Annotated in this window: 22 protein-coding genes; 4 read left to right on the forward strand and 18 right to left on the reverse strand. The window is 75.0% G+C overall.

Annotated elements, in window-relative coordinates:
- From H505_RS0102105 to H505_RS39365, 3 genes are read right to left on the reverse strand one after another with little or no spacing between them, the layout of a single operon-like run.
- Positions 1 to 2,574 (reverse strand): polynucleotide kinase-phosphatase, encoded by a 2,574-nt coding sequence (locus H505_RS0102105; RefSeq protein WP_026400643.1) that lies wholly within the window; start codon positions 2,572 to 2,574, stop codon positions 1 to 3.
- Positions 2,571 to 4,052, reverse strand: coding sequence for a 3' terminal RNA ribose 2'-O-methyltransferase Hen1 (locus H505_RS0102110; protein WP_026400644.1), 1,482 nt, complete (start codon positions 4,050 to 4,052; stop codon positions 2,571 to 2,573). The genes H505_RS0102105 and H505_RS0102110 overlap by 4 nt, the downstream gene beginning before the upstream one ends.
- 50 nt (positions 4,053 to 4,102) lie before the next feature.
- The gene (locus H505_RS39365) at positions 4,103 to 5,230 is read right to left on the reverse strand and encodes a DUF3152 domain-containing protein (protein WP_051300039.1); all 1,128 of its coding nucleotides are present in this window, start codon (positions 5,228 to 5,230) and stop codon (positions 4,103 to 4,105) included.
- Positions 5,231 to 5,404: 174 nt separating this feature from the next.
- On the opposite strand from H505_RS39365, the gene H505_RS0102120 reads away from it, so the two are divergent.
- Positions 5,405 to 6,235 (forward strand): TIGR02452 family protein, encoded by an 831-nt coding sequence (locus tag H505_RS0102120; protein WP_026400645.1) that lies wholly within the window; start codon positions 5,405 to 5,407, stop codon positions 6,233 to 6,235.
- A gap of 87 nt (positions 6,236 to 6,322) precedes the next feature.
- Here the strand turns inward: H505_RS0102120 and H505_RS0102125 are convergent, their stop codons facing one another.
- The 9 genes from H505_RS0102125 to H505_RS0102165 all read right to left on the reverse strand — a co-directional run bounded on the left by H505_RS0102125 (position 6,323) and on the right by H505_RS0102165 (position 14,219).
- Positions 6,323 to 7,249 carry an LLM class F420-dependent oxidoreductase gene (locus H505_RS0102125; RefSeq protein ID WP_026400646.1) on the reverse strand — a complete coding sequence of 309 codons (927 nt, stop codon included), beginning with the start codon at positions 7,247 to 7,249 and terminating at the stop codon, positions 6,323 to 6,325.
- Positions 7,250 to 7,291: 42 nt separating this feature from the next.
- Positions 7,292 to 8,587 carry a sensor histidine kinase gene (locus H505_RS39370; RefSeq protein ID WP_211238373.1) on the reverse strand — a complete coding sequence of 432 codons (1,296 nt, stop codon included), beginning with the start codon at positions 8,585 to 8,587 and terminating at the stop codon, positions 7,292 to 7,294.
- A complete protein-coding gene (locus tag H505_RS0102135; protein ID WP_026400647.1) occupies positions 8,587 to 9,291 on the reverse strand; it encodes a response regulator transcription factor in 705 nt (234 codons plus the stop codon). Before H505_RS0102135 ends, H505_RS39370 begins: the two co-directional genes overlap by 1 nt.
- 41 nt (positions 9,292 to 9,332) lie before the next feature.
- Positions 9,333 to 10,391 carry a S1C family serine protease gene (locus tag H505_RS0102140; protein ID WP_084549730.1) on the reverse strand — a complete coding sequence of 353 codons (1,059 nt, stop codon included), beginning with the start codon at positions 10,389 to 10,391 and terminating at the stop codon, positions 9,333 to 9,335.
- A gap of 18 nt (positions 10,392 to 10,409) precedes the next feature.
- Positions 10,410 to 11,357, reverse strand: a complete 948-nt coding sequence (locus H505_RS0102145; protein ID WP_026400649.1) for a VWA domain-containing protein — start codon at positions 11,355 to 11,357, stop codon at positions 10,410 to 10,412.
- Positions 11,354 to 12,301, reverse strand: a complete 948-nt coding sequence (locus tag H505_RS0102150; RefSeq protein WP_026400650.1) for a DUF58 domain-containing protein — start codon at positions 12,299 to 12,301, stop codon at positions 11,354 to 11,356. The genes H505_RS0102145 and H505_RS0102150 overlap by 4 nt, the downstream gene beginning before the upstream one ends.
- Complete coding sequence (locus H505_RS0102155) at positions 12,298 to 13,413, reverse strand: AAA family ATPase (RefSeq protein ID WP_026400651.1); 1,116 nt, start codon at positions 13,411 to 13,413, stop codon at positions 12,298 to 12,300. The genes H505_RS0102150 and H505_RS0102155 overlap by 4 nt, the downstream gene beginning before the upstream one ends.
- A complete protein-coding gene (locus tag H505_RS0102160) occupies positions 13,410 to 13,664 on the reverse strand; it encodes a hypothetical protein (protein ID WP_026400652.1) in 255 nt (84 codons plus the stop codon). Before H505_RS0102160 ends, H505_RS0102155 begins: the two co-directional genes overlap by 4 nt.
- A gap of 75 nt (positions 13,665 to 13,739) precedes the next feature.
- Positions 13,740 to 14,219 (reverse strand): DUF11 domain-containing protein, encoded by a 480-nt coding sequence (locus tag H505_RS0102165; protein ID WP_169528785.1) that lies wholly within the window; start codon positions 14,217 to 14,219, stop codon positions 13,740 to 13,742.
- A 252-nt stretch (positions 14,220 to 14,471) separates the two neighbouring features.
- Between H505_RS0102165 and H505_RS47215 the strand changes: the two genes are divergently transcribed.
- A complete protein-coding gene (locus H505_RS47215) occupies positions 14,472 to 15,479 on the forward strand; it encodes a glycoside hydrolase domain-containing protein (RefSeq protein ID WP_051300041.1) in 1,008 nt (335 codons plus the stop codon).
- Positions 15,480 to 15,549: 70 nt separating this feature from the next.
- Here the strand turns inward: H505_RS47215 and H505_RS0102175 are convergent, their stop codons facing one another.
- Genes H505_RS0102175 through H505_RS0102185 form a run of 3 tightly spaced genes read right to left on the reverse strand, consistent with a single transcriptional unit; the run spans position 15,550 to position 20,195 of the window.
- Complete coding sequence (locus H505_RS0102175; RefSeq protein WP_211238374.1) at positions 15,550 to 16,740, reverse strand: GNAT family N-acetyltransferase; 1,191 nt, start codon at positions 16,738 to 16,740, stop codon at positions 15,550 to 15,552.
- A gap of 43 nt (positions 16,741 to 16,783) precedes the next feature.
- Positions 16,784 to 18,145: a class I SAM-dependent RNA methyltransferase gene (locus H505_RS0102180; protein ID WP_026400655.1), complete on the reverse strand. Its 1,362-nt coding sequence runs from the start codon at positions 18,143 to 18,145 to the stop codon at positions 16,784 to 16,786.
- Positions 18,138 to 20,195 carry an APC family permease gene (locus tag H505_RS0102185; protein WP_026400656.1) on the reverse strand — a complete coding sequence of 686 codons (2,058 nt, stop codon included), beginning with the start codon at positions 20,193 to 20,195 and terminating at the stop codon, positions 18,138 to 18,140. Before H505_RS0102185 ends, H505_RS0102180 begins: the two co-directional genes overlap by 8 nt.
- Before the next feature lie 266 nt (positions 20,196 to 20,461).
- Between H505_RS0102185 and H505_RS0102190 the strand changes: the two genes are divergently transcribed.
- Both H505_RS0102190 and H505_RS0102195 read left to right on the forward strand, forming a co-directional pair.
- Entirely contained in the window at positions 20,462 to 21,127 is a 666-nt protein-coding gene (locus H505_RS0102190; protein WP_026400657.1) for a potassium channel family protein, read from the forward strand.
- A complete protein-coding gene (locus H505_RS0102195) occupies positions 21,127 to 21,786 on the forward strand; it encodes a potassium channel family protein (protein ID WP_026400658.1) in 660 nt (219 codons plus the stop codon). Before H505_RS0102190 ends, H505_RS0102195 begins: the two co-directional genes overlap by 1 nt.
- Before the next feature lie 2 nt (positions 21,787 to 21,788).
- Here the strand turns inward: H505_RS0102195 and H505_RS39380 are convergent, their stop codons facing one another.
- The 3 genes from H505_RS39380 to H505_RS39385 all read right to left on the reverse strand — a co-directional run bounded on the left by H505_RS39380 (position 21,789) and on the right by H505_RS39385 (position 23,429).
- Complete coding sequence (locus H505_RS39380) at positions 21,789 to 22,508, reverse strand: DUF3159 domain-containing protein (RefSeq protein ID WP_051300042.1); 720 nt, start codon at positions 22,506 to 22,508, stop codon at positions 21,789 to 21,791.
- Between the two features lie 22 nt (positions 22,509 to 22,530).
- Entirely contained in the window at positions 22,531 to 22,941 is a 411-nt protein-coding gene (locus H505_RS0102205) for an OB-fold nucleic acid binding domain-containing protein (RefSeq protein WP_026400659.1), read from the reverse strand.
- Between the two features lie 146 nt (positions 22,942 to 23,087).
- Positions 23,088 to 23,429, reverse strand: coding sequence for an SdpI family protein (locus H505_RS39385; RefSeq protein ID WP_169528786.1), 342 nt, complete (start codon positions 23,427 to 23,429; stop codon positions 23,088 to 23,090).
- Positions 23,430 to 23,432: the final 3 nt, after the last annotated feature.

The raw sequence follows: 23,432 nt of genomic DNA on the forward strand, positions 1-23,432 counted from the left end.
TCAGAGGCGGGGGTCGACCGGCTCCGACTCCAGCGCCAGCACCGCGAAGACGGCCTGGTGCACCCGCCACAGCGGCTCCCGGCCGGTGAGCCGGTCGAGCGCCTCCAGGCCGAGCGCGTGCTCCCGCATCGCGAGGGACCGCTTGCGGCCGAGCGACCGGCCGCGCAGCCGCTCCAGGTTCTCCGGCTCGGTGTAGTCCGGGCCGTAGATGATCCGCAGGTACTCGCGGCCCCGGCACTTGGTCCCCGGCTGGATCTTGACGTCGGCGGGGAACGGGCCGAGCGGCTTGACGACCATGCCCTCGCCGCCCGCCGCGGTCAGCTTCTCCCACCACTCGGCGACGGCGGCGTCCGCGTCCGGCGCGGTCAGGTCGGCGACCAGCGAACCGGTCCGCCGCACGAACCCCGTCGGGTCGGCGTCCGCGAGCCGCCCGGCGACCTCCATGTGCCAGTCGTGGTCGCGGGCGGTCGCCCATGCCCGGTCCTCCCCCGCCAGGACCTGGAACGGCGCGATGCCGAGGCCGCCGAGCCCGTCCGCGTCCACGTCCCAGCAGTAGCGGGCGTACGCGTCGCGGAACCGGGCGGCGTTCGCGGCGCGCCGGTCGACGTGCCCGCGCAGCCCGCCGACGTCGAGGCCGCGGCGCTCGGCGCGGGCCAGCAGGTCCGCCGCCACCGGCAGGGACGCGCGGGCGGCGGCGCCGGTCGCCGCGTACTGGGTGCGGATGAGGTCCATCGCCTTCGCCGACCACGGCAGCAGCTCGCAGTCCAGGACGAGCCAGCCGGTGCCGAGCTCGTCCCACAGCCCGGCGGCGCCGATCGCGGCGCGCAGCCGCGCCAGCGCCGCGTCCGTCCGGGCGGGGTCGCGGAAGAACGCGCGGCCGGTGCGGGTGTACAGGGCGCCGGCCGTCCCGTCGTTCACGCCGAACCGCGCGGCGGCGACGGACGCGTCGCGGCACACCACCGCGACCGCCCGCGAGCCCATGTGCTTCTCCTCGCACACCACCCGCAGGACGCCCTTGTCGCGGTAGGCGGCGAGCGCCTCCGCCGGGTGCTCCAGGTGGCCGGGCAGCGCCGACGTCTCCGCGGGCGCCATCGTCGGCGGCAGGTAGACGAGCCAGCGCGGGTCGACCGCGAACCGGCTCATCACCTCCAGCGCCGCGAGGGCGTTCTCCTCCCGGACGGTGACGCGGCCCATCAGCCGCGTCTGGACGCCCGTGTTGTCCATGACGTCCTTGATCTGCAGGAAGTCGCTCTCGCGCTGCCCGCCGGCTCCGGTCCCGGACGGCGGCGCCGCCAGCGGCCGGACGGGCGCGTACCAGGTGTCGCGCGCCGGGACGGAGAACAGCTCGCGCTCGGGGTAGCGGAGGGCGGTGAGCCGGCCGCCGAACACCGCGCCGGTGTCGAGGCAGATCGTGTTGTTGATCCACTCGGCGTCCGGGACCGGGGTGTGCCCGTACACGACCATGGCCTCGCCGCGGTAGTCGCGCGCCCACGGGTACCGGACGGGCAGCCCGTACTCGTCCGTCTCGCCCGTGGTGTCGCCGTAGAGGGCGAACGACCGGACGCGTCCGGACGCGCGGCCGTGGTAGTCCTCCTTCAGTCCCGCGTGGGCGACGACGAGCCTGCCGCCGTCCAGGACGTAGTGGCTGATGAGTCCGTCCATGAACCGCAGGGCGTCGGCGCGGAACTCCTCGGGCTCGCGGGCGAGCTGCTCCAGCGACTCGGCGAGGCCGTGCGCGACCCGCACCTTCCGGCCGCGCAGCGCCTTGGCGAGCTTCGCCTCGTGGTTCCCGGACACGCACAGCGCCTGCCCGGCCGCCACCATGCCCATCGCGAGCCGCAGGACGCCCGGGGTGTCGGGGCCGCGGTCGACGAGGTCGCCGACGAACACGGCCGTCCGCCCGCCCGGGTGGTTCGCGCCGACCGCGCGGCCTTCGGCGTCGTGCTCGATCTCGTAGCCGAGCCCGGCGAGGAGGTCCTCCAGTTCGGCGCGGCAGCCGTGCACGTCGCCGATGACGTCGAACGGCCCGGTCAGCTCCCGCCGGTCGTTCCACGGCTTCTCGTACGTGACGACGGCGGCGTCGATCTCCTCGACGCCGTTCAGCACGTACGCGCGGCGGAACTCGCGGCCGAGCGACCGCAGGCCGCGGCGCAGCTCGCGGCGCTGCCGCGGCAGGACGTGCGCGGGCAGGTCCGCGCGGTCGGGCCGGGCGGCGTTGCGCGCGGCGGCGACGCCCTCCGGCACGTCCAGCACGATCGCCGCCGCGAGCACGTCGTGCTCCTTCGCCAGCGCGAGAAGCTGCTGCCGTGCCTTGACCTGCACGTTCGTGGCGTCCACGACGGTCAGCAGGCCGCGCCGCAGCCGCTTGCCGACGATGTAGTGCAGCAGGTCGAACGCGTCGCCGGTGGCCGACTGGTCGTTCTCGTCGTCGGAGACGACGCCGCGGCAGAAGTCGGACGACACGATCTGGGTCGGCGTGAAGTGCTTGCGGGCGAAGTGCGACTTCCCGGAGCCGGACACGCCGACCAGCACGACGAGGCCCATCGCGGGAAGCCGGATCTCACGGCCGGTCATCGGGTGAACACTCCCATCTGCGTCGGGGCGCCGACCTCGGGGTCGTCGTCGCCGACCGGTACGTGCCGGACGCGGTAGCCGTGCGCGGCGGCGACCCGGTCGGCCCACGCGCGGAACTCGGCGCGCGTCCACTCGAACCGGTGGTCGGGGTGCCGCATCGCGCCGGGCGCCATGCCCTCGTAGCGGACGTTGTGCTCGGCGTTCGGCGTCGTCACCACGACGACGCGGGGCGCGGCGTGCCCGAACACCACCTTCTCGACGGCGCCGAGGCGCGGCGGGTCGATGTGCTCGACGACCTCCATCAGCACCGCCGCGTCGTACCCGCCGAACCGGTCGTCGGCGTAGGTGAGGGCGCCCTGGAACAGGTCGCCGACCCGCTCGCGGTGGCGGGACGGGCCGGGCCGGTCGAGCCGCAGCCGCCGCCGCGCGTGCTCGACGGCGCGGAACGACACGTCCGCCCCGGCGACCCGCGCGACCGCGCCGTCCTTCAGCAGCCGCGCGAGCAGCTTGCCCGAGCCGCAGCCGAGGTCGATGACGCTGCCCGCGTCCTCCTCGCGCAGCGCGTCCGCCACCGCGCGGATCCGCCGCTCGGCGAGCGGGAGCGGCCGCTCCTCCGCCGCCGCCTCCGCGCCGTCGCCGCTCCCCGCGGTCTCGCCGGTCGCGCCGGTCTCGCCGGTCTCGCCGGTGTCGGTCGCCGGTTCCTCGTCGATCTCGACGGGGTCGAGCGCGTCGTCGGGCGCGCCCTCCGCGTCGGCCAGCCGGCCCAGCGCGGCCCGGACGAGCGCGCGGCGGTTCGCCAGGTAGCGGCGGGTGATCGGGCCGCGGTCGGGGTGCGTCGCGAGCCACCCCTCCCCCGCCCGGACCAGCTTGTCCACCTCGTCGGACGCCACCCAGTAGTGCTTGGCGTCGTCCAGGACGGGCAGCAGCACGTACAGCTGGTTCAGCGCGTCGGCGAGCCGGACGGTCCCGGTCAGCGTGAGGGTCACGTACCGGGAGTCGCCCCAGGAGGGGAACTCGGGGTCGAGCGGGACCGGTTCGGCCGACACGTCCCACCCGAGCGGCCGGAAGAACCGCTCGGCCTGCCCCCGGCCGCCGCGGCACGGCAGCGCCGGGAGCGCGATCTCCAGCGGGATCGGCGCCTCCGCCAGGTCCGGGCGGGCGTCGCAGCGCCCGCGCATCGCCGTGCGGAACACCTGCGCCATCGCCGACGCGAGCAGCGACGACGCCGCGTACGGGCGGTCGTTGACGAACTGGCCGAGGGAGAAGTCCGGCGTGCCTCTGCCGCGCGTGCGGACGAGCCGGACCGGGTCGACGTCGAGCAGCAGCGCCGCCGTGCAGCGCCGCTCGTCCGCCTCGGGGTAGAAGACGTGCGCCGTCCCGTACGCCTGGTCGAACGCCTGCACCCGGTCCGGGTGCTTGTGCAGCAGGAAGCCCAGATCGCTCGCCGGGCTCAGGGTCGTGGTGATCGTCAGAAGCACCCGCCAAGTGTGGCCCACCGGGGGTGAGCTCCCGCATCCCCTTTTTCCGGTCAGGGCACGGCCGGGCCCTTGATGTACGCGCCGTTCTCGTCGAAGGGCCAGGGGTTCGCCACGCAGCCCTTCAGCCCGTAGATCTGCTGCATCATCACCGGCGCCGGCTCGCCCTTGCCGCCGCACGTCATGTGCCCGAAGCCGAGCCGGTGCCCGACCTCGTGGTTGATGGTCAGCGCGTGGTACTCGTGCGGGCGTCCCTTGTAGTACTTCGTCAGCAGCAGCCAGCGCTTGAGGTTCACGACGACCTGCTTGCCGGCGCGGCAGTTGACCTCGCCTTCGGTGTCCATCCCGTAGGCGGCGCACAGCTTGTCGGTCGTCGCCGGCGAGGACAGCTTCACGACGAACTCGTGCGCTCCGGAGTCGACGCGCTGGAACGCCCACTTGCCCTGGGCCGTCCAGCCGCGCGGATCGCCGAGGATGCCGTCGACCTCCTCGGCGAAGTCGTTCACGTCCTGCTTGAGGCCGCCCTCCACCGCGACCATGTACCGCATGACCTTGGTGCCCTCCCCGGTCACCCCGGCCCCTTCGGCGACGGTGAACTTCCCGGTGCCTTTCCGCGGGATGTACGGCGGCGCGGTGGTCGTCGGGGCGGCGCTGGGCGCCGCGCTCGCCGACGCCTTCGCCCCGCCCTCGCCGCTCGGGTGCGGCGCGGCCGACGCGGAGTCCGTCCCGCCCGGGTACCAGGCGACGAGCGCGGCGATGCCGAGGACGGCCGCCAGGACGAGCGCGACGCCGCCGACGGCCAGGCCGACGGCCCGGTTGCGGCGGGCCCCCGCGAACGCCCGGTCGAGTTCGTCCTCGAACCCCTCGGTCGTCGCCGGGCCGGGCGGGTCGTCGGACGTCGGTCCGGCGGGGTGCGCGCGCCGCCGGGACGGCCGTCCCCGCCTCGGCCCCGGCGGGCCGTCCGGTGCCTGCTCGTACGCGTGCGGGTCCGCGGGCGGGAAGGGCGGCCGCGGCGCCGGATCGTGCTGCGGCGGGTACCCGTGAGCCTGCTCGAACGGGTGCCCCGGGGCCTGGCCCGGCGGGTACGGGGGTTGCGGTCCGGCCTGATGCGGAGGTTGTGTTCCGGCGTCCCCGGAAGGTCGCTGGGGACGGCGGCGGGAGCGAGATCGTGGACGTTGCATAGCGTGCTCAGCATGGCAGATCCCGCCCGACAAAGGTGATCATTTTGTGACAATTCGCAGGTCAAGGGCCTACGTTACGTTTCTCACGGCTTCCCGGTGGTCACGGACGGTAGGCCGCCCGGCGCGAAAAGCGTTTGCGGACCGCCCGCCCGGACCGTGACAATCCGGGGCATCATGAGCAGACACCCACGGCGTTCCGTCGCGCAGGAGACCGTCGCGATCATCGAGCGGGGCGAGTACCGTGCCCCGTCCGGGCGCACCGTCCCGGTCGCCGCGAGCATCGAGCGGGCCAGGCGCGGCACCGTCCTGTACCGGCCCGACGACCTGGACGCCCTCCTGCGGAAGGCCGCGGACGAGCCCGCCGGCGCGGGCACCCGCATCGAGGTCACCGAGGAGACGACGCTCGCCGCCGCCCGGCGGCTCGTCGCCCCGGACGCCGTCCCGCTCGCGCTGAACTTCGCGTCCGCGAAGAACCCCGGCGGCGGCTTCCTCAACGGCGCGCACGCCCAGGAGGAGGGCCTCGCCCGGTCGTCCGGGCTGTACGCGTCGCTGACCTCGGCGCAGCAGTACTACGCCTTCCACCGCGAGCAGCGCGACCTGCTGTACAGCGACCACATGATCTACTCGCCGGGCGTCCCGGTGTTCCGCGACGACCGGGGCGTCCTGCTGGAGGAACCCTACGAGGTCGCGTTCCTGACGTCCCCGGCCCCGAACCGGGGCGCGATCCGCGACCCGGAGAAGATCGCCGAGTTGCCGCGGGTTTTGGACGTCCGCGCCCGCAAGGTGCTCGCGGCGGCGCTCGCCAACGGGCACCGGCGCATCGTGCTGGGGGCGTGGGGCTGCGGGGTGTTCCGCAACGACCCGGCCGAGGTCGCCGAGACGTTCGCCCGCGCGCTGCGGCCGGGCGGCCCGTTCGCCGACCGGTTCGAGCACGTCGTGTTCGCCGTGTGGGACACCGCCCCGGGCGCCCCGAGGCACGTCGCCTTCCAGCGCGTGTTCGGCTGACCCGGCGGGGAGGAGCGCCCTCCCCGCCGGGCCGCCGGCGCCCCGGTAGAGCTCGCCGGTCAGAGCTCGCCGGTCAGAGCTTGCCGGTCAGAGCTTGCCCATCACCTCGGCGGCGATCAGCTCCAGGTGCTCCAGGTCGGACAGGTCGAGCACCTGGAGGTAGAGCCGCTCGGCGCCCAGCTCGCCGAACCGGCCGATCTTGTCGACGAGCTCCTGCGGGGTGCCCGCCAGGCCGTTCTCCCGCAGCTCCTCGGGCTCCCGCCCGATCGCGTCCGCGCGGCGCCGCACCTCGGCCTCGTCCCGCCCGCAGCACACCACCTGCGCGGCCGAGTACACCATCGGCCGGGTCCGGCCCGCGTCCCGGACGGCCGCCCGGACGCGCTCGAACGCCGCGCCCGTGTCGTCGAGCCGGTGGAACGGCACGTTGTACTCGTCGGCGTACGTCGCGGCGAGGCGCGGGGTGCGCTTCGCGCCGAACCCGCCGACCAGCACCGGCGGGCCGCCGGCCTGCGCGGGCTTCGGCAGCGCGGGCGAGTCGGTGAGCGTGTAGTGGTCGCCGCTGAACGAGAACGTCTCGCCGGACGGCGTCCCCCACAGCCCCTTGCAGATCTGGAGCTGCTCCTCGAGCTTCTCGAACCGCTCGTTCAGGCTGGGGAACGGGATGCCGTAGTGGGCGTGCTCCTCCTCGAACCAGCCGGTGCCGAGGCCGAAGTCGACGCGGCCGCCGCTCATCTGGTCGACCTGCGCGACGGAGATCGCCAGCGGGCCGGGCAGGCGGAACGTCGCGGCCGTCACCAGCGTGCCCAGGCGGATCCGGCTCGTCTCGCGCGCGAGGGCGCCGAGCGTGACCCACGAGTCGGTCGGGCCCGGCTCGCCCGTCACGTCGCCCATCTTGGTGTAGTGGTCCGAACGGAAGAAGGCGTCGAAACCGAGGTCCTCGGCCGCCTTCGCGACGGTCAGCAGTGTCTCGTAGCTCGCCCCCTGCTGGGGCTCGGTGAAGATCCGTAGACGCATGACTCCATCCTCGTACCCGGGCGGCGGTGCTCGCACCGCGGGTCAGCCGGAGGGCGGCGAACCGGACGGGGAGTCGGGCCCGGAGCCGAGCGGGGAGTCGAGGGGGTTCCTCTCGGGCGGTGCCGCGCTCCGCGGGCCGCTCCCCTCGCTCGGGAACCACAGGACGAACGTGCTCCCCTCGCCCTCCGCGGAGAACAGCCGGACGTGCCCGTGGTGCGTCTCCACGATCTGCCGGACGATCGCGAGCCCCAGGCCCGTGCGGCGGTCGCCCGTCCGGCGGTCGTGGTCGCGCGTCCGGCGGTCCTGCGCGCCCCGGTAGAACCGGTCGAAGACGCGGTCCTGCTCGTGCGGCGCCAGCCCGGGGCCGGTGTCGGCGACCGCCGCCCACAGCCAGCCGCCGGACGCCCCGGCCCCGACCGTGATCACCGACCCCTCGGGCGCCAGCCGCACCGCGTTCGACAGCAGGTTCCCGACGGCGCGGCGCAGCGCGTCGTGGTCGCCGATCAGCACGAGGCCGTCCCGGATCCGGTGCTCCAGGGCCAGCCGCCGGACGGACGCGAGCGAGCCGAACTCCTCGGCGGCCTCCCGCGCCACGACCGCGAGGTCGACGTCGGTGTCCTCCAGCGCGGGCGCCGAGCGGCGGGCCGTGGCCAGCAGGTCCTCCACGAGCCGCGTCATGCGGGTGGTCGCGCGGTCGACGACGTCCACGGCGCGGCGCCGGTCGGGCTCGTCGGCGTCCGGCGCGCTGAGCACGGTGTCGAGGTTCGCGCGGATGATCGCGAGCGGGCTGCGCAGCTCGTGCGACGCGTCGTCGATCAGCCGCCGCTGCGACTGGAACGCGCTGTCGAGGCGGTCGAGCATCGAGTCGACGGTGTCGGCGAGCTCGCGCAGCTCGTCGCGCGGCCCGGACAGCCGGATGCGGCGGGACAGGTCGGTGGCCTGGATCTCCTCGGCGGCGCGGGCGATGGCGCGGACCGGTTTCAGCGCCCGGCCCGCCAGCACCCAGCCGATGCCGAGGCTGGCGACCAGCAGCCCGCCGAGCGTCCCGAGCGAGTAGTTGCGCAGGGTGCGGCGCGTCTCGTAGTTGACGGCCTCCTCCACCTGCTGCACCTTGACGACCTCCACGTCGCCGAGCCGCACGCCGCCGACGTACTTCTGCGCCTGGTAGGTCTCGGTGATCGGCTGCGCCTCGGTGCTGCGGACGACCGCGAGGTAGGTCCCGCCGAGGACGAGCGCGGTCACGGCGAACAGCAGCGTCGAGTACAGCACGGTCAGCCGGAACCGGATCGACTGGGCGAACCCGGGCAGCGGCGGGCGCCGCATCCGGAACGCGGGCATCACGCCTCCCCTCGCGTGGCGTCGCGGAGGCGGTAGCCGTGCCGGACGACCGTCTCGATCAGCGGGTCCTCGCCGTCCCCGGCGAGCTTGCGGCGCAGCGTCCCGACCGTCACCCGCACGGTGTTGGTGAACGGGTCGGCGTTCTCGTCCCACACGTGCTCGAGGAGGTCCTCGGGCGACACGACCTGGCCGGGGCGGCTCATCAGGTACCGCAGCACCGCGAACTCCTTCGGGGAGAGGTTCAGCCGCCGCCCGGCGCGGGACGCCTCGCGGCGGCCGGTGTCGAGCCGCAGCTCGCCGACCGTCCACACCGCCGACCCGCCGCCGCTGTCGCGCCGCAGCAGCGCCCGCACCCGCGCCAGCAGCTCCGGGAACGCGAACGGCTTGACCAGGTAGTCGTCCGCGCCCTCGTCCAGGCCGCGGACCCGGTCGGCGAGCCGGTCCCGCGCGGTCAGCATGAGGATCCGCAGGTCGGGGCCGCTCTCGCCGTCCAGCTCCCCGGCCCGGACGGCCCGGCACAGGTCGAACCCGTCGCCGTCCGGCAGGTTCAGGTCCAGGATCATCAGGTCGTAGGACGCCGCGTACAGCTTCTGCGACGCCTCGTCCACGTCGTACGCCACGTCCACCGCGTAGTCCGCACGGACCAGGCCGTACCGGAGCGCCTCGACGAGGTCCTCCTCGTCCTCCACCACGAGCACTCGCATGGCGTGACGCTATCCTCCCCCGCTTCCTCGTTCGCCCCGGTTCAGCCGACGATGCGGCGGACGCCGTCCACCGCCCGGTCCGCCGGGATCGCGAACCCGATGCCGATCGACCCGCCGCCGCGCACCGTCGCGATGGCGGTGTTCACCCCGATGACCTCGCCGCGCGCGTTCACCAGCGGCCCGCCCGAGTTGCCCGGGTTGATGGACGCGTCGGTCTGCAACGCGATCTGCCGTTCGCGGGGGCCGAGCCGCACCTCGCGGCGCGGCGCGCTGACGACCCCGGCGGTGACCGTCCCGGCCAGCCCGAGCGGCGACCCGATCGCCAGCACCGGGTCCCCGACCCGCGCGTCGGCGGACCGGCCGAACGTCAGCGGGGGCGGCGCCTCGGACGCCGGGACGGCCAGCACGGCGAGGTCGTTCGCGGTGTCGGAGCCGACGACGCGCGCGTCCAGCCGCCGCCGGTCCGGGAGCACCACGGTGACGTCGTCGCTCCCGCCCACGACGTGCGCGTTCGTCAGGACGTGCCCGGCCCCGTCGATCACGAAGCCCGACCCGCCGCTCCTCCCGCCGCCCGACGCGGCCTCGATCTGGACGACGCTCGGCAGGACGCGCGCCGCGACCCCGCTGAGGTCGCCCGCGCCGTCCACCGGCCCGGCCGCCGACTGCGTGACGACCGACGCCCCGCCGTCCCGCACGAGCACGGCCCCGGCCGTCCCCGCCAGCGCGCCGGTGACGGCCGCGGCGGCGATCGCCGTCACGACCACCCCGCGCGGGCGCCGTCCCGGCCGGCCCGCCCGCCCGGGCGGCGGCGCGACCGGCGGGACGGCCTGCGGCCACGCCGCCGCGGGCCGCACGGCCGGCGGCGGCTGCGGCGGCGCGAAGTCCGGCCCGTGCGGTTCGCCCAACCCGATGCGGCCGTCCCCCGCACGCCGCCAGCCCACCCCGCCGCCGTGGCCGTCGTCGCCGTACCCGGTTGCGCCGTAGCCGTAGCCGGTCGCGCCGTGGCCCGTGGCGCCGTGGCCGTCGTCGTGGTCGCCGGTGGGGTCGTGCTCGGCGTGGCGGGGGCCGGTGTCGCCGTGTCTCGTGTCGCCGTGTCTCATGTCGACTCCCTCGTGGGATCAGGGGATGCGGGAGAACCAGAGCAGCGACGTCAGCGCCGCGATGCACGCGGCGACCAGGCCCGCCCCGACGAACCAGGCCCAGATCTCGCGCTGCTCGACGCGGTACCCGACCGTGCTGCCGATGTCCGCGTAGACCTGCCGCAGCTCGTCGCCGCTGGCGGCCTCGTAGAACCCGCCGCCGGTCTCCTGCGCGAGCCGCTCCAGCGCGGGCCCGTCCACCGGCACCGGCAGCGGCGTCCCGTTCTGGTAGATGACGCCCTCGGCGGTGCCGTACGCGATCGTCGAGACCGGCACCCCGGACTGCACGGCGCGCCGCGCCGCCTCCTCCGGCGTGCGCCCGGCGGTGTTCGTGCCGTCGGACAGCAGGACCACGTGCGCGGGCGGGGCCTCCTCGCCGAACTGCGCCCCGAAGTCGGAGACCGCCTGCAGCGAGGCGAACACGCCCTCGCCGATCGCGGTGCGCGGGCCGAGCGCCAGCCCGTCGATGCCGGACCGGACGGCGCGCCGGTCGGTCGTCGGCGGCACCGTCACCGACGCCGACCCGGCGAACGCGACGAGCCCGACGTTGAACCGGCCGGGCAGGCCGTCGAGGAACGCGCGGGCGGCGCGCTGCGCCGCCGTCAGCCGGTCCGGCTCGACGTCCTCCGCCTCCATCGAGCTGGACACGTCCACCGCCAGCATGATCGTCGCCTGCTCGCGCGGCACCCGGACGTCCGCCGCCGGGCGCGCGAACCCGGTGACGAGCAGGCCCATCATCAGCAGGAACGCCGCCGCCGGGACGTGCCGCCGCCAGCCGGGCCGCAGCGGCGCGACCTTCTCCAGCAGCGCGAGGTTGGTGAACCGGGCCGCGTACCGGCCGCGCCGCAGCTGCATCACGACGTACGCGGCGGCGAGCCCGGCGAGCGCGACCGCCAGGAGCAGCCGCTCGGGCGACAGGAACGTCACGACGCGCCTCCCGGGACCGGGCCGGGCGCCGCCGCGGCGAGGCGCCGCTGCGCCAGCACGTGCCGGGCGATGTCGCGCACCCAGTCGCCGTCGGTGCGCAGCCGCAGGTGCGCGGCGCCCGCCCGCCGCAGCCCCGCCGCGACCGCGGCGCGCTGCTCCAGGGCCGCCGCCGCGTACCGCTCCCGCAGCCGGCGGCTCGCCGTCGGCACGTCCCGCCGCCGCCCCGACTCCGGGTCGACGACCGTGAGGACCCCGACGTCCGGCAGCGTCAGCTCGCGCGGGTCGACAACCTCGACCGCGAGGACCTGGTGGTGCACCGCCAGCAGCCGCAGCGGACGCTCCCAGCTCTCCGGGGGCTCCAGGAAGTCGGACACGACGACCGCGAGGCCGCGGCGGGTCCCGGCCGTGCGGCGCAGCAGGTCCGCGCCCGCGCCGAGGTACCGGCCGTCCGGGGCGTCCTGCGGGGTGCGGGGCGCGTCCAGCAGCACCCGCAGCAGCGCGAGCAGGTGCGGGCGGCCGGTCCGGGGCGGGACGAGCCGCGCCCCCGCGCCCCCGACGACCTGCGCGCCGATCCGGTTGCCGGCGCGGTCGGTGAGGAACCCGACGGCCGCGACCGCCGCCACCGCCAGGTCGCGCTTCTCGACCCGCCCGGTGCCGAAGTCCATGCTCGCGGTCGCGTCGACCAGCGCCCACGTCTCCAGCTCCCGGTCGGCGACGCGGTCCCGCACGTGCGGCGCGGCCGTCCGGGCCGTCAGCGACCAGTCCATCGCGCGGACGTCGTCGCCCGGGGCGTACGCGCGCCCCTCCGCCGGCTCGGAGCCGGGGCCCGGCACCAGGCCGAGGTGGTCGCCCTGCAGCAGCCCGTCGAGCCGCCGCACGATGACGATCTCCAGCCGGCGCAGCGCCTGCTCGGGCGCGAGGCCGCGCAGTCGGGGAGCCGTCACGCCGCCCGACCCCCCTCCGCCCCGCCGGGGCCCGGCGCGCCGGTCCCGCCGGTCCCGCCGAGCCCGTCCGTGCCGGGGTCGCCGTCGCGGGGCGCCAGCCGCGGCTGCGGGACGACCGCCGCGATCCGCTCGACGATCGCGCGGGGCGGCACCTCGTCGGCGAGCGCGTCGAACGACGGGACGAGCCGGTGCGCGAGGACGTCCCCGCACAGGTCGCGGACGTCCGCGGGCAGCACGTAGTCGCGGCCGCGCAGCAGCGCGAGCGCCCGCCCGGCGGCGACGAGGCCGAGGGTCCCGCGCGGGCCCGCCCCGTAGGTGAGCAGCCGCGCCAGTTCGGGCGCCCCGTACCGGGCCGGGTCCCGGGTGGCGCCGATCAGCCGCACCGCGTACCGGGCGACCTCGTCGTGCACGAACACCCGGTCGGCCGCGCGCCGCAGCTCCGCGAGCCGCGGCGGGTCCAGCAGGCGGGACGCCGCGGGCGGGTCGACGCTCATCCGGTACAGGATCGCCAACTCCTCCTCCTCGGAGGGGTAGCCGACGTCGATCTTCAGCAGGAACCGGTCGCGCTGCGCCTCCGGGAGCCGGTACACGCCCTCGGACTCGACGGGGTTCTGCGTCGCCAGGACCAGGAACGGGTCCGGCACCGCGAGCGTCCGGCCGCCGATGCTGACCTGCCGCTCGCCCATCACCTCGAGCAGCGCCGACTGCACCTTCGCGGGCGCCCGGTTGATCTCGTCCGCCAGCACCACGTTCGCCATCACCGGGCCCGGCTCGACGTCGAACGCCTCCTCCGACGGCCGGTAGATGCGCGTCCCGACGATGTCGGACGGCACGAGGTCGGGGGTGAACTGGAGCCGGGCGAACGAGCCGCCGACCACCGTCGCGAGGGTCTGCGCGGCGAGCGTCTTCGCGACGCCCGGCACCCCCTCCAGCAGGCAGTGGCCGCCCGCCAGGACCGCGACGAGCATCCGCTCGACCATGCGGTCCTGCCCGACGATGACCCGCTTGGTCTCGAACAGGAGCCGTTCCGTCAGCGCCGCCGCCTCCGGGCCGCCCGCCCCGGGCGGCCCGCCCGGGCCCCGCGGGGCCCGGGCGGTGTCGCGGAGGCTCACCGGGGGTCCGCGGCCGGCGACGTGCCGCCCTTGTCCGGGCAGTCCTTCCCGCCGGCGGACGCCCCGTCCCCGGGCGCGGCCGCGTACCCGGCCGGCACCGCGCCCGCCGGGTCGGCGTGCTCGACGATGCGCAGCTCCGTGCGCGGCGCGTCGCCCGTCCCCGCGAAGGCCATCCCGCCGGCGGCGAACGCGGCCGCCCCGGCCGCGCCCGCCGCCACCAACGTGATCTTGATGCGCCTGGTGAGCGTCATGCTCGTCCCTCCGTTCGTCCCGGGCCCGTCCGGACCCGACGGGGACGATCACAACAGGGCGCGGCGAAAGCGGGCTTAAAGAACCGCGGCCTCCGCGCGGGACGCCCCGGCGACCCGGACCGCCGGGAAGTCCCGGGCGGCGCGCACCTTCCCCCAGGTCACGACGCCGCGCGGCGCGATCTCGCGCTTCGGCAGGGCCCGCGCCGACACCTTCGCCCGGAAGGACCCCGCCGCCTTCCGGCCCGGCTTCACCTTGCCGAGGTCGCAGACGACCTTGCGCTTCGCCGCCTCGCACCCCTTGCCGGACACGAACTCCAGCGACGCGGGCAGCGTCGTCCGGAACACCGCGCGCGCCGCCTTCCGCCCGCCCCGCGGCGTGACCGTGAACGACCACGTGTACGTGCCGCCGGGCGCGACCTCCGGCGCGGGCGCGTCCGTCCCGAGCGCCACGCTCCGCTTCTTCTGCGGCTTCGGCCCGGCCGCCGCCGGCGCCGGCGCGGCCACCGCCAGCGGCACCGCCGCCAGCACCGCCACCGCACCCCTGATTCTGCTCACGATGTTCCCCCTGACCTGCGAGCCTGCATGATCAGCTCCGTTGTAAGCGATCACCGTCCCGGCGCCTAGCGTCAGGTCGGCGTGTCGCCACCGTCGGCGACGTGGCCGGAGGACGCCCCTTACCTGGGAGCAACCTCCGGATTAGGCTGCGACGAAACGGACGGACCCTGTTGAATCGACCTGTTGAATCGACCTGTTGAACCCGGTGAATCCATCGTTGACCGCGTGCTCCCGCACCCATGGAGGGATCACATGGCCGTCTTCGGCGTCGACTACGGCTGGGGCCGTCCCGGCGTCGCCGTGCTCAAGAGCGCCGGGGCCGACTTCGCCTGCCGCTACGTGTCGCACGACAGGACCGGCAAGAACCTGACCCGGGCCGAGGCCGAGGCGCTGTCCGCCGCCGGGATCCGGCTCGTCGTCGTCTGGGAGACCAGCGCCGCCCGCGCGCTCGACGGCCGCGACGCCGGCGCCGCCGACGCCCGCGACGCCGCCGCGCGGGCCGCCGACTGCGGCATGCCCGGCGACCGCCCGATCTACTTCGCCGTGGACTTCGACGCGTCCGCCGACCAGCAGCCCGAGATCGACGCGTACTTCGACGGCGTCGCGTCCGTGCTCGGCCGCGGCCGGACCGGGATGTACGGCGGGTACGGGCCGGTCAGCCGCGCCTTCGACGCCGGCAAGATCGCCTACGGGTGGCAGACGCACGCGTGGTCGGACGGCCGGTGGGACGGGCGCGCGCAACTGCGGCAGTACAGCAGCGGGCACACGCTCAGCAACGTGTCGGTCGACTACAACCGCGCGGTCGCCGACGACTACGGGCAGTGGCTCGTCGGGGCGTCGCCCGACGCCCCCGGCTACGTGTCGGTCGGCGCCGCCGCCCAGCCGCTCCCGCCCGCCGCGTGGACGACCGTGCGCTGGAACGCCGACCGCGCCGACCGCCGGGACCGGGACCGCGGCGGGCCGAGCATCCTGCGCGGCCCCGCCCGCTACGCGCTGACCGCGTCCGTGACCGTCGCCGGCGTCTCCCCCGGCACCCTGCTGCGGGCCCGAGCGATCGAGGTGCACGAGGACGACAGCGCGAAGTTCGATGCCGGGCCCGTCCACGAGCTCACCGCGTCCCGCGCCGACGTCCACGTCCTGTACGCGCTGCCCGCCGACACCGTCGCGGGCGGACGCCGCGTCCGGTTCCAAATCGTCCAGCACGGCGCCGCGGAGGCCACCCTCACCGGCGGCAGCGCCAAGCTGCTGTTCTGGCGATGAGCCCCGCGGCCGGGGCTCGCCGCACACGCCTCGTCCGGGAGCGCCGCCGTGAGCGGTGCGGCCGGCGGGCTCAGAAGTTGTCGCCGGTGTAGGGCGCGAACGGGACCGCGAGCGCGGCATCGAGGCGCGCCGCCGCGCCGGGCGTCCGCTCGGCGACCGTTCCGACGCGGACCAGCGTCCGCACCGGCGTGCCGCCCAGGTAGACGGCGCCCAGCTCCGCGACGTCCAGCACCAGGTCGGGCGCCGCGTCGGTCCGCGCGCAGTCGGGCGCCGCGCCGGTGGTGAGCCGCCACCGGCCGCGGTTGCCGGGGAGCCGCTCGTCCGCGACGTCCAGGACGAACGCGTCCTCGGCGGCCCACGACCGGGCGCGCAGCGCCGCCGGGACGTCGATCAGCCGGAGCCACAGCGCCGCCGCGTCCCGCGTCACCGTGACCTGGTCGGGGTCGGCGGCCATGTGGAGCAGGAGGTCGTCCACCGGCCGCTCCGGCGCGACGATCGTCCGGGTGAGGTCGATCGACGCGAGGTACCGCCAGAGCGCCGCCTCGACCTGCGGCGTCCCCGCCGCCATGTCGTACAGCCGGACGGTCCGCTCGTGCGTCCGGTAGACGGCGTACCCGTCCGGATGCACGACGATGCGCGGCTCGGTGAACCGCGGGTACGCGTGGTCCACGGGCGCCACCGTCCGCCGCAGCCACCACTGCTCGTCGCGCGCCAGCCCGCCCGGCCGCCGCGCCAGCTCCCGCTCGTACAGCGGGCCGAGGACCTCCGGGGCCCGCTCCCGGTCGAGCAGCCGCAGCGGGCGGTCGTCCGGGACGGTGCGGAGCCCGAGCGGCCGCGACGTGTCGACCTCGAACCCGATCCTGCGGTTCGCGACCCCGAACCCGTACCGTCCGTAGATCGCCCCCTGGGACGCCCACAGCGCCGCCACGGGACGTCCGGCGGCCGCCGCGTCCGCGTGCATCCGGTCGATCATCGAGCTGAGGACGCCGCGCCGCCGGTGCGTCGGCAGCACCCCGACGAACGTGACGGCCGCGCAGTCCAGCGCCCCGCCCGGCACCGAGAGCCGCTGCGGCACGACGCCCAGCTGCCCGGCGAGGACGTCCGGCTCGGCCCCGGTGATGTCGTAGGCCCCGATGCGCTCCATCCCCAGCACCCAGGCGCGCAGGGCGTCGCGGTCGCCGAACCGCAGGTGGAACACGGTCGCGGCGAGGTCGAGCATGCGGTCCGCGTCGTCCTGGGGAACGTTCCTGAGTTCGATCACAGACCCCACGCTATGCACCGCCGCAACCCGTTTTCCGGGCGGGTCAGCCTCGGACGAGGGTGGCGAGGAGCTCCACGTGGCGGGTCATCGGGAAGGCGTCGAAGGCGCGCAGGGTGTCGAGCGTCCAGCCGCGTTCGCCGAAGTAGGCGAGGTCGCGGGCCAGGGTCGCGGGGTCGCACGACACGTAGGCGATCTTGCGTCCGGCGAGCCGGGTGATGTGCTCGACGACGTCGCGGCCCGCGCCGGTGCGGGGCGGGTCGAGGACGACCAGGTCGGCGCGGCGCACGCGGGAGCCGCCCTGGTGGCCGGTGCCGCCGCGCTTGTTCTGCGTGCGGGACGAGGCGTCGGCGCGGCCGAACTCCAGCTCGGCGATGATCTCCTCGACGGGGCCGCGCTCGATCGACACGTTCGGCAGGTCGCGCAGGTTGAACCGGGCGTCGCGGACGGCCTGCCCGTCGGACTCGACGCCGACGACGAGGCCGTCCCGGCCGATCCGGTCGGCGAGGACGCCGGCGAACAGGCCGACGCCGCAGTACAGGTCGAGGGCGATGTCGCCGGGCTTGGGTTCGAGGGCGTCCAGGACGGCGTCGGCGAGCAGCTGCGCGGCGCCCGGGTGCACCTGCCAGAAGCCGCTGCCGCTGACCTGGAACAGCCGCCCGGAGACGGACTCGCGGACGTACGGGAGGGCCGCGCCGGGCTCGGGCTTGCCGCGGACGAGCCGGACGGGCACGTCGAGGCGCGGCACCCGGATCTTGCGGCGGTCGCGGCCCCGCAGGACGACGAGGCGGTCGCCGGTGGCGGCGGACACGACGCCCTCGACGCCGGACGCGCCGGGCCAGCGCTTGCGCTCGATGCCCATCAGCTCGACGCCGGGGTGCGCGATCAGGCACTCGTCGATCGGCTCGATGTCGTGCGAGCGGTGCTTGCGCAGCCCGACGGTGCCGCCGGACACGGCGAACTGGACGCGGGTGCGCCAGCCGAGGCCCGGCGGGGGGACCAGGCCGGCGTCGGTGTCGCCGTCCACCGGGTACGGGACCTCCTCGACGACGACCGTGCGGGTGATCCCCGCGAGGCGGCGCAGCTGCTCCTCGACGACGGACGCCTTGAGCGCGCGCTGGGCCGGGAGGGAGGCGTGCTGCCAGTCGCAGCCGCCGCAGCGGCCGGGGCCCGCGAACGGGCACGGCGGCTCGACCCGGTCCGGGGACGCCTCGATGATGTCGACGGCGTCGGCCCGCAGGTAGTTCTTGGCGCGCTCGGTGACGCGGGCCCGCACCCGCTCGCCCGGCAGGGCGTGCCGGACGAAGACGACGCGGCCCTCGTACCGGGCGACGCAGAATCCGCCGTTGGCGACGTCGCCGACCTGCAGTTCGAGGACGTCGGGGACCTCGGGCTCCGTTTCACTCACGGTCGGACACACTACCGCCGCCCGGGGGTGGTCCGGTCCGCGGCGAGGACTTCGGGGCGGGGCGCGGCGGGCGCCGCGACGCGCCGGGCCCCGGCGGTTCGACGCGTCCCCTGAGCCGGTCGGACGAGCGGAGCTGCCAGGGGACGCTCGTCACCATCACGCCCTGCTGGAACAGCAGCCGGCCCTTGAGCCGCAGCGCGCTCTGGTTGTGCAGGAGGTGCTCCCACCAGTGGCCGACGACGTACTCGGGGATGAAGACGGTGACGACGTCGCGGGGGCTCTTGCGGCGGACGCCCTTCACGTACGACAGCACGGGCCGGGTGATCTCCCGGTACGGCGAGTCGAGGATCTTCAGGGTGACGGGGATGTCGAGGGCGTCCCACTCGGCCTGCAGGCGGCGCGACGCCTCGGCGTCCACCGCGACGGTGACGGCCTCGAGGGTGGACGGGCGCGTCGCGCGGGCGTACGCGAGGGCCCGCAGCGTCGGCTTGTGGATGGTGGACACGAGGACGATCGCGTGGTTGCGGGCGGGCAGCGCGACGTCCTCGCCGGACGGCACGAGCTCCTCGGCGACCCGGTCGTAGTGCTTGCGGATCGCCTTCATCAGCAGGAACAGCAGCGGCATCGCGATGCACACGATGTAGGCGCCGAGGGTGAACTTCGTGGACAGCACGACGATCAGGACGATGCCGGTGAGGGTGGCGCCGAACGCGTTGATGGCGCGGGACGTCTTCATGTGGCGGCGCCGCACCGGGTCCTTCTGCGCGGCGAGCAGCCGGTTCCAGTGCTTGACCATGCCGATCTGGCTGACCGTGAACGAGACGAACACGCCGACGGTGTAGAGCGGGATCAGCTTGCTGACGGACGCGTCGTAGGCGTAGATCAGCAGCCCGGCCATGGTCGCCAGGATGATGATGCCGTTGCTGTAGGCGAGCCGGTCGCCGCGGGTGTGGAGCTGGCGCGGCAGGTACCGGTTCTGCGCGAGCACCGACCCGAGGACGGGGAAGCCGTTGAACGCGGTGTTGGCCGCGAGGAACAGGATCAGCGCGGTCATGGTGGTGACCAGCACGAACCCGGGCGTGAAGTTGCTGAAGACGGTGTCGGCGACCTGCGCGATGACGGGGTCGGGGTGCTCGACCGTCTCGCCGGTGGACGGGTCGACCATGCGGACGCCCTGGTCGCCTTCGGCGAACTTGGCGTCGGTGACGAACGCGAACGCGGTCACGCCGCCGAACAGCGTCGCCCCGATGAGGCCGAGCATGAGCAGCGTCCTGGCGGCGTTGTCGCCCTTCGGTTTGCGGAACGCGGGGACGCCGTTGCTGATCGCCTCGACGCCGGTGAGGGCGGCGCAGCCGGAGGAGAACGCGCGCAGCAGCAGGAAGACGAGCGCGAACCCGGTGACGCCCGCCTCGGAGCCGACGAGTTCGTAGCCGGCGGACTCGGCGCGCAGCTCGGTGCCGGTGATCAGCCGCATGGAGCCCCACAGCAGCATCCCGAACACGGCGAACATGAACAGGTAGGTGGGGACGGCGAACGCGACGCCCGCCTCGCGCAGGCCGCGCAGGTTCCCGATCGTCAGCAGGATGACGATGCCGATCGCGACGGCGACCTCGTGGGGGCGGATGAACTCCAGCAGCGCCCCGAGGTTCTCCACGCCGGACGACACCGACACCGCGACCGTCAGGACGTAGTCGACCAGGAGGGCGCTGGCGACGACGACGCCCCAGTTGCCGCCCAGGTTGGCGGTGGCGACCTCGAAGTCGCCGCCGCCGCTCTGGTAGGCCCGGACGTTCTGCCGGTAGGAGGCCACGACCGTGATCAGGATGACGATGACGCCCGCGGCGATCCACGGGGTGTAGCCGTACATGACCAGGCCGCCCGCCCCGAGGGCCAGAAGGATCTCCTGGGGCGCGTACGCCACCGACGACAGGGCGTCGCTGGCGAAGACGGGGAGCGCGATGCGCTTGCGGAGCAGCTGCTCGTGCTGCTGCCTGCTCTGCAGGGCGCGGCCCAGCAGCAACCGCTTCGCCAGGTCGGGAGCCTTCGACACGCAACGAGACTCTAGCCGTTGCGGGCGGCCCCGTTCCGGTGCGCCCCCGCCCACTGCGGAACCGGCGGCGAACACGCCGTGACCTGCCGGAAGCCCCGCCCGGCTAGTACTCCACCGGGCGGATGTGTAGGTTTGCCGTCCGGCAGGGATCATTCAGTGAGGAAGCGATCCTCGGGGTGCGGCACGGCGTCGGCGGCGCAGCGGCGACTGCCGCCCACCGCGCGGGGGCGCAGGGGCGCGTCCCCTGGTGAACAGAAGGAACGGCCGTGCATATCGTGATCATGGGGTGCGGGCGGGTCGGCTCGACGCTCGCCCACATCTTGGAGGAGAGGGGCCACTCGGTGGCCATCATCGACCAGAACCCGGAGGCGTTCCGCCGGCTGCGCAGCGGGTTCCGGGGACGCCGGATCACCGGGTTCGGGTTCGACCGCGATGTGATCGCCGAGGCGGGCATCGAGCGGGCGTCCGCGTTCGTGGCCGTCAGCAGCGGCGACAACTCCAACATCATCTCCGCGCGGGTGGCGCGCGAGACGTTCGGTGTCGACAACGTCGTCGCCCGCATCTACGACCCGCGCCGCGCCGAGGTCTACCAGCGGCTCGGCATCCCCACCGTCGCGACCGTCCGGTGGACCGCCGACCAGATCCTGCGCCGCCTGCTGCCCGAGGGCGCCGAACCGCTGTGGCGCGACCCGAGCGGCGGGGTCGTCCTCGCCGAGCTGGAGGCCGGGGAGCTGTGGGTCGGCGAGAAGGTCGCGGCGCTGGAGGAGCACGCCCGCACCCGGGTGGCGTTCCTGTCGCGGATGGGCGAGGCGCTCGTGCCCGCGGGCGACACGGTCGTCCAGGACGGCGACGTCGTGCACGTCATGGCGGCCGCGGACGACCTGGAGCGGATCAACGCCGCGGTGGCGGCGCGGGACGGGGAGGACGCCTGATGCGGGTCGCGATCGCGGGGGCGGGCGCGGTGGGCCGCTCCATCGCGCAGGAGCTGCTGGAGAACGGGCACGAGGTGCTCCTGATCGACAAGAGTCCCAAGGCCATCAAGGTGGAGATGGTGCCGCGCGCCGAGTGGCTGCTGGCGGACGCCTGCGAGATCTCCGCGCTGGACGACGCGGCTCTCGAACGCTGCCAGGTGGTGGTGGCGTCGTCGGGGGACGACAAGGTCAACCTGGTGGTGTCGCTGCTCGCGAAGACCGAGTACGGGGTGCCGCGGGTGGTGGCGCGCATCAACCACCCGAACAACGAGTGGCTGTTCAACGAGTCGTGGGGCGTGGACGTGGCCGTCTCCACGCCGCGGCTGCTGTCGGCGCTCGTCGAGGAGGCCGTCAGCGTCGGCGACCTGGTGCGGCTGATGACGTTCCGGCAGGGCGAGGCGAACCTGGTGGAGCTGACCCTGCCGGAGGACGCGCCGCTCGGCGGCCAGCGGGTCGGGTCGGTGGACTGGCCGCGCGACACCGCGCTGGTGGCGATCCTGCGCGAGGGCCGGGTGCTGGTGCCGTCCGCCGACGACACCCTCGAACCGGGCGACGAGCTGATGTTCGTCGCCAGCCAGGACGTCGAGGACGACCTCGCCGAGCTGCTCGGCGGCCGCTGACGCTACGTCCGGGGGCGCTCGATCGGCGTGCGCCCCCGGGCGAGCAGCCACGCCATCGCGGCGAGCGAGGCGACCTGCAGCGGCCACCCCATGCCGATCTTCGCGGCGCCGAGCAGGCCGCTCTGGTCGCCCGCCGCGATGTAGATCGGGTACTGGACGGCGACGCGCAGCACGCACGGCAGCACCAGCAGCCACGTCAGCCGGGAGCACAGCTTCACGATGCCGGGGTCGGACCGCCAGGCGGTCGGGTCGCCGGTGACCGAGCCGATGATGAACCCGACGGCGGGCCACCGGGCGAGGATCGAGAACGTCAGGCCGACCGCGTAGGCGGCGTTCAGCATGATCCCGGGCAGGAACGCGTCCTCGGCGTCGCCCGACCGCAGCGCGAAGAACGCCGCGATCGCGATGCCGAGGAGGCTGTTGAGGACGAACTGCGGGTTGGACCGCTGCGCGATCCGGACGAGGAGCAGCACCACGGCCGCGCCGATCCCCGCGAACACCGCCGTCCTGACCTCGTCCAGCAGCACGTACGTCAGGGTGAACGCGGTGACCGGGGCGGCGGCCTCCAGCATGCCGCGCACGCCCCCGAGCGCCTTGCTCAGCTGAGCCCGGACGGCCGCCTCGACGGTGTCGTGGGCGTCGCGCGGCTTCGCCTCCGCCTTCGCCTCCGGGGTCTCGGGGGTCTCGGCGGCGCCGTCCCGGCCCGCTCGCACTTCGCTCACGTGTCTCCCGGCCGCGGCGGCCTCACGAGCCGCCGCGCAGCTCGTAGCGCGGATTGAACATCGTCTTGCGCCCGTCCTGGAGGCTGACCAGCCCCTCGGCGCGGAGCCGGCGACCGGGGTCGATCCCGGCGATCTTGCGGCGGCCGAGCCAGACCAGCGTGATCACGTCGGTCCCGTCGTACAGTTCGGCTTCCAGGGCGGGGGCGCCGCCGCGCGGACGCAGCGTCACGGTACGTAGGGTACCCGCCACGCAGTGCCGCTTGCGCGAGCCGCAGTCGGTGATCGGCGTCGCGCCCTCGTCGCCGCGCTCCTTGCGCAACTCCTCGGCCTCGAGTTCCGCCTTGCCCGCCGTCATCCGGCGCAGGAAGCGCTTGAGCCCGCCCCGGCCGCGCTCCTGCGCGGCCTCCGGTGTGCGGGCCGAAACCTCGTCCATACGACGAAGCGTATGGCATCCCGGGGCGAATCGGACCCCCGCCGTCGAGTGAACCACCAGGGACCGAACCGAGCATTCCGTCCCTTCGCCGTGAACCGCCCGGCGCCGCGCCCGACCGGTCGTCCGTCCGAGCCCGGGCGGGGGGTTCAGAGGGTGCGGTTGTTCAGCGCGCGCAGGCCGGTGACGGTGCCGAGCACGGTGAGGACGAGCGCGAGGCCGGTGCCGACCCCGATGGTGACCGCGGACGCGGTCGGGTCCGGAACGGCCAGCGCGACCACGCCCGAGAGGGCGAGCAGCAGCCCGCCGGCGATCATCCACGGCTGGGCGCCCCGGTGCGCGATCCTCCAGGACTCCTCGTCGGCCATGGTCCGCTTGGTGCGGATGCCCGCGAAGGCGTTCCGGCCGATCCGCCCCGTCGCGGTGAGCCTGCCGATCACGATGACCAGCACCCCGGCCAACGCGACCACGAGTTCGCCCAAAATATCCATAGA

The sequence above is a fragment of the Actinomadura rifamycini DSM 43936 genome, from assembly GCF_000425065.1.
GTDB classification, from domain to species: Bacteria; Actinomycetota; Actinomycetes; order Streptosporangiales; family Streptosporangiaceae; genus Spirillospora; species Spirillospora rifamycini.

What these genes read in the sequence shown, in the direction of transcription:
- H505_RS0102140 (WP_084549730.1), bottom strand. Translation starts at nt 10,391, where the DNA reads ATGAGACACGGCGACACGAGACACGGCGACACCGGCCCCCGCCACGCC.
- H505_RS39385 (WP_169528786.1), bottom strand. Translation starts at nt 23,429, where the DNA reads ATGGATATTTTGGGCGAACTCGTGGTCGCGTTGGCCGGGGTGCTGGTC.
- H505_RS0102135 (WP_026400647.1), bottom strand. Translation starts at nt 9,291, where the DNA reads ATGCGAGTGCTCGTGGTGGAGGACGAGGAGGACCTCGTCGAGGCGCTC.
- H505_RS0102125 (WP_026400646.1), bottom strand. Translation starts at nt 7,249, where the DNA reads ATGCGTCTACGGATCTTCACCGAGCCCCAGCAGGGGGCGAGCTACGAG.
- H505_RS39370 (WP_211238373.1), bottom strand. Translation starts at nt 8,587, where the DNA reads ATGCCCGCGTTCCGGATGCGGCGCCCGCCGCTGCCCGGGTTCGCCCAG.
- H505_RS0102105 (WP_026400643.1), bottom strand. Translation starts at nt 2,574, where the DNA reads ATGACCGGCCGTGAGATCCGGCTTCCCGCGATGGGCCTCGTCGTGCTG.
- H505_RS0102195 (WP_026400658.1), top strand. Translation starts at nt 21,127, where the DNA reads ATGCGGGTCGCGATCGCGGGGGCGGGCGCGGTGGGCCGCTCCATCGCG.
- H505_RS39365 (WP_051300039.1), bottom strand. Translation starts at nt 5,230, where the DNA reads ATGCAACGTCCACGATCTCGCTCCCGCCGCCGTCCCCAGCGACCTTCC.
- H505_RS0102205 (WP_026400659.1), bottom strand. Translation starts at nt 22,941, where the DNA reads ATGGACGAGGTTTCGGCCCGCACACCGGAGGCCGCGCAGGAGCGCGGC.
- H505_RS47215 (WP_051300041.1), top strand. Translation starts at nt 14,472, where the DNA reads ATGGCCGTCTTCGGCGTCGACTACGGCTGGGGCCGTCCCGGCGTCGCC.
- H505_RS0102160 (WP_026400652.1), bottom strand. Translation starts at nt 13,664, where the DNA reads ATGACGCTCACCAGGCGCATCAAGATCACGTTGGTGGCGGCGGGCGCG.
- H505_RS0102120 (WP_026400645.1), top strand. Translation starts at nt 5,405, where the DNA reads ATGAGCAGACACCCACGGCGTTCCGTCGCGCAGGAGACCGTCGCGATC.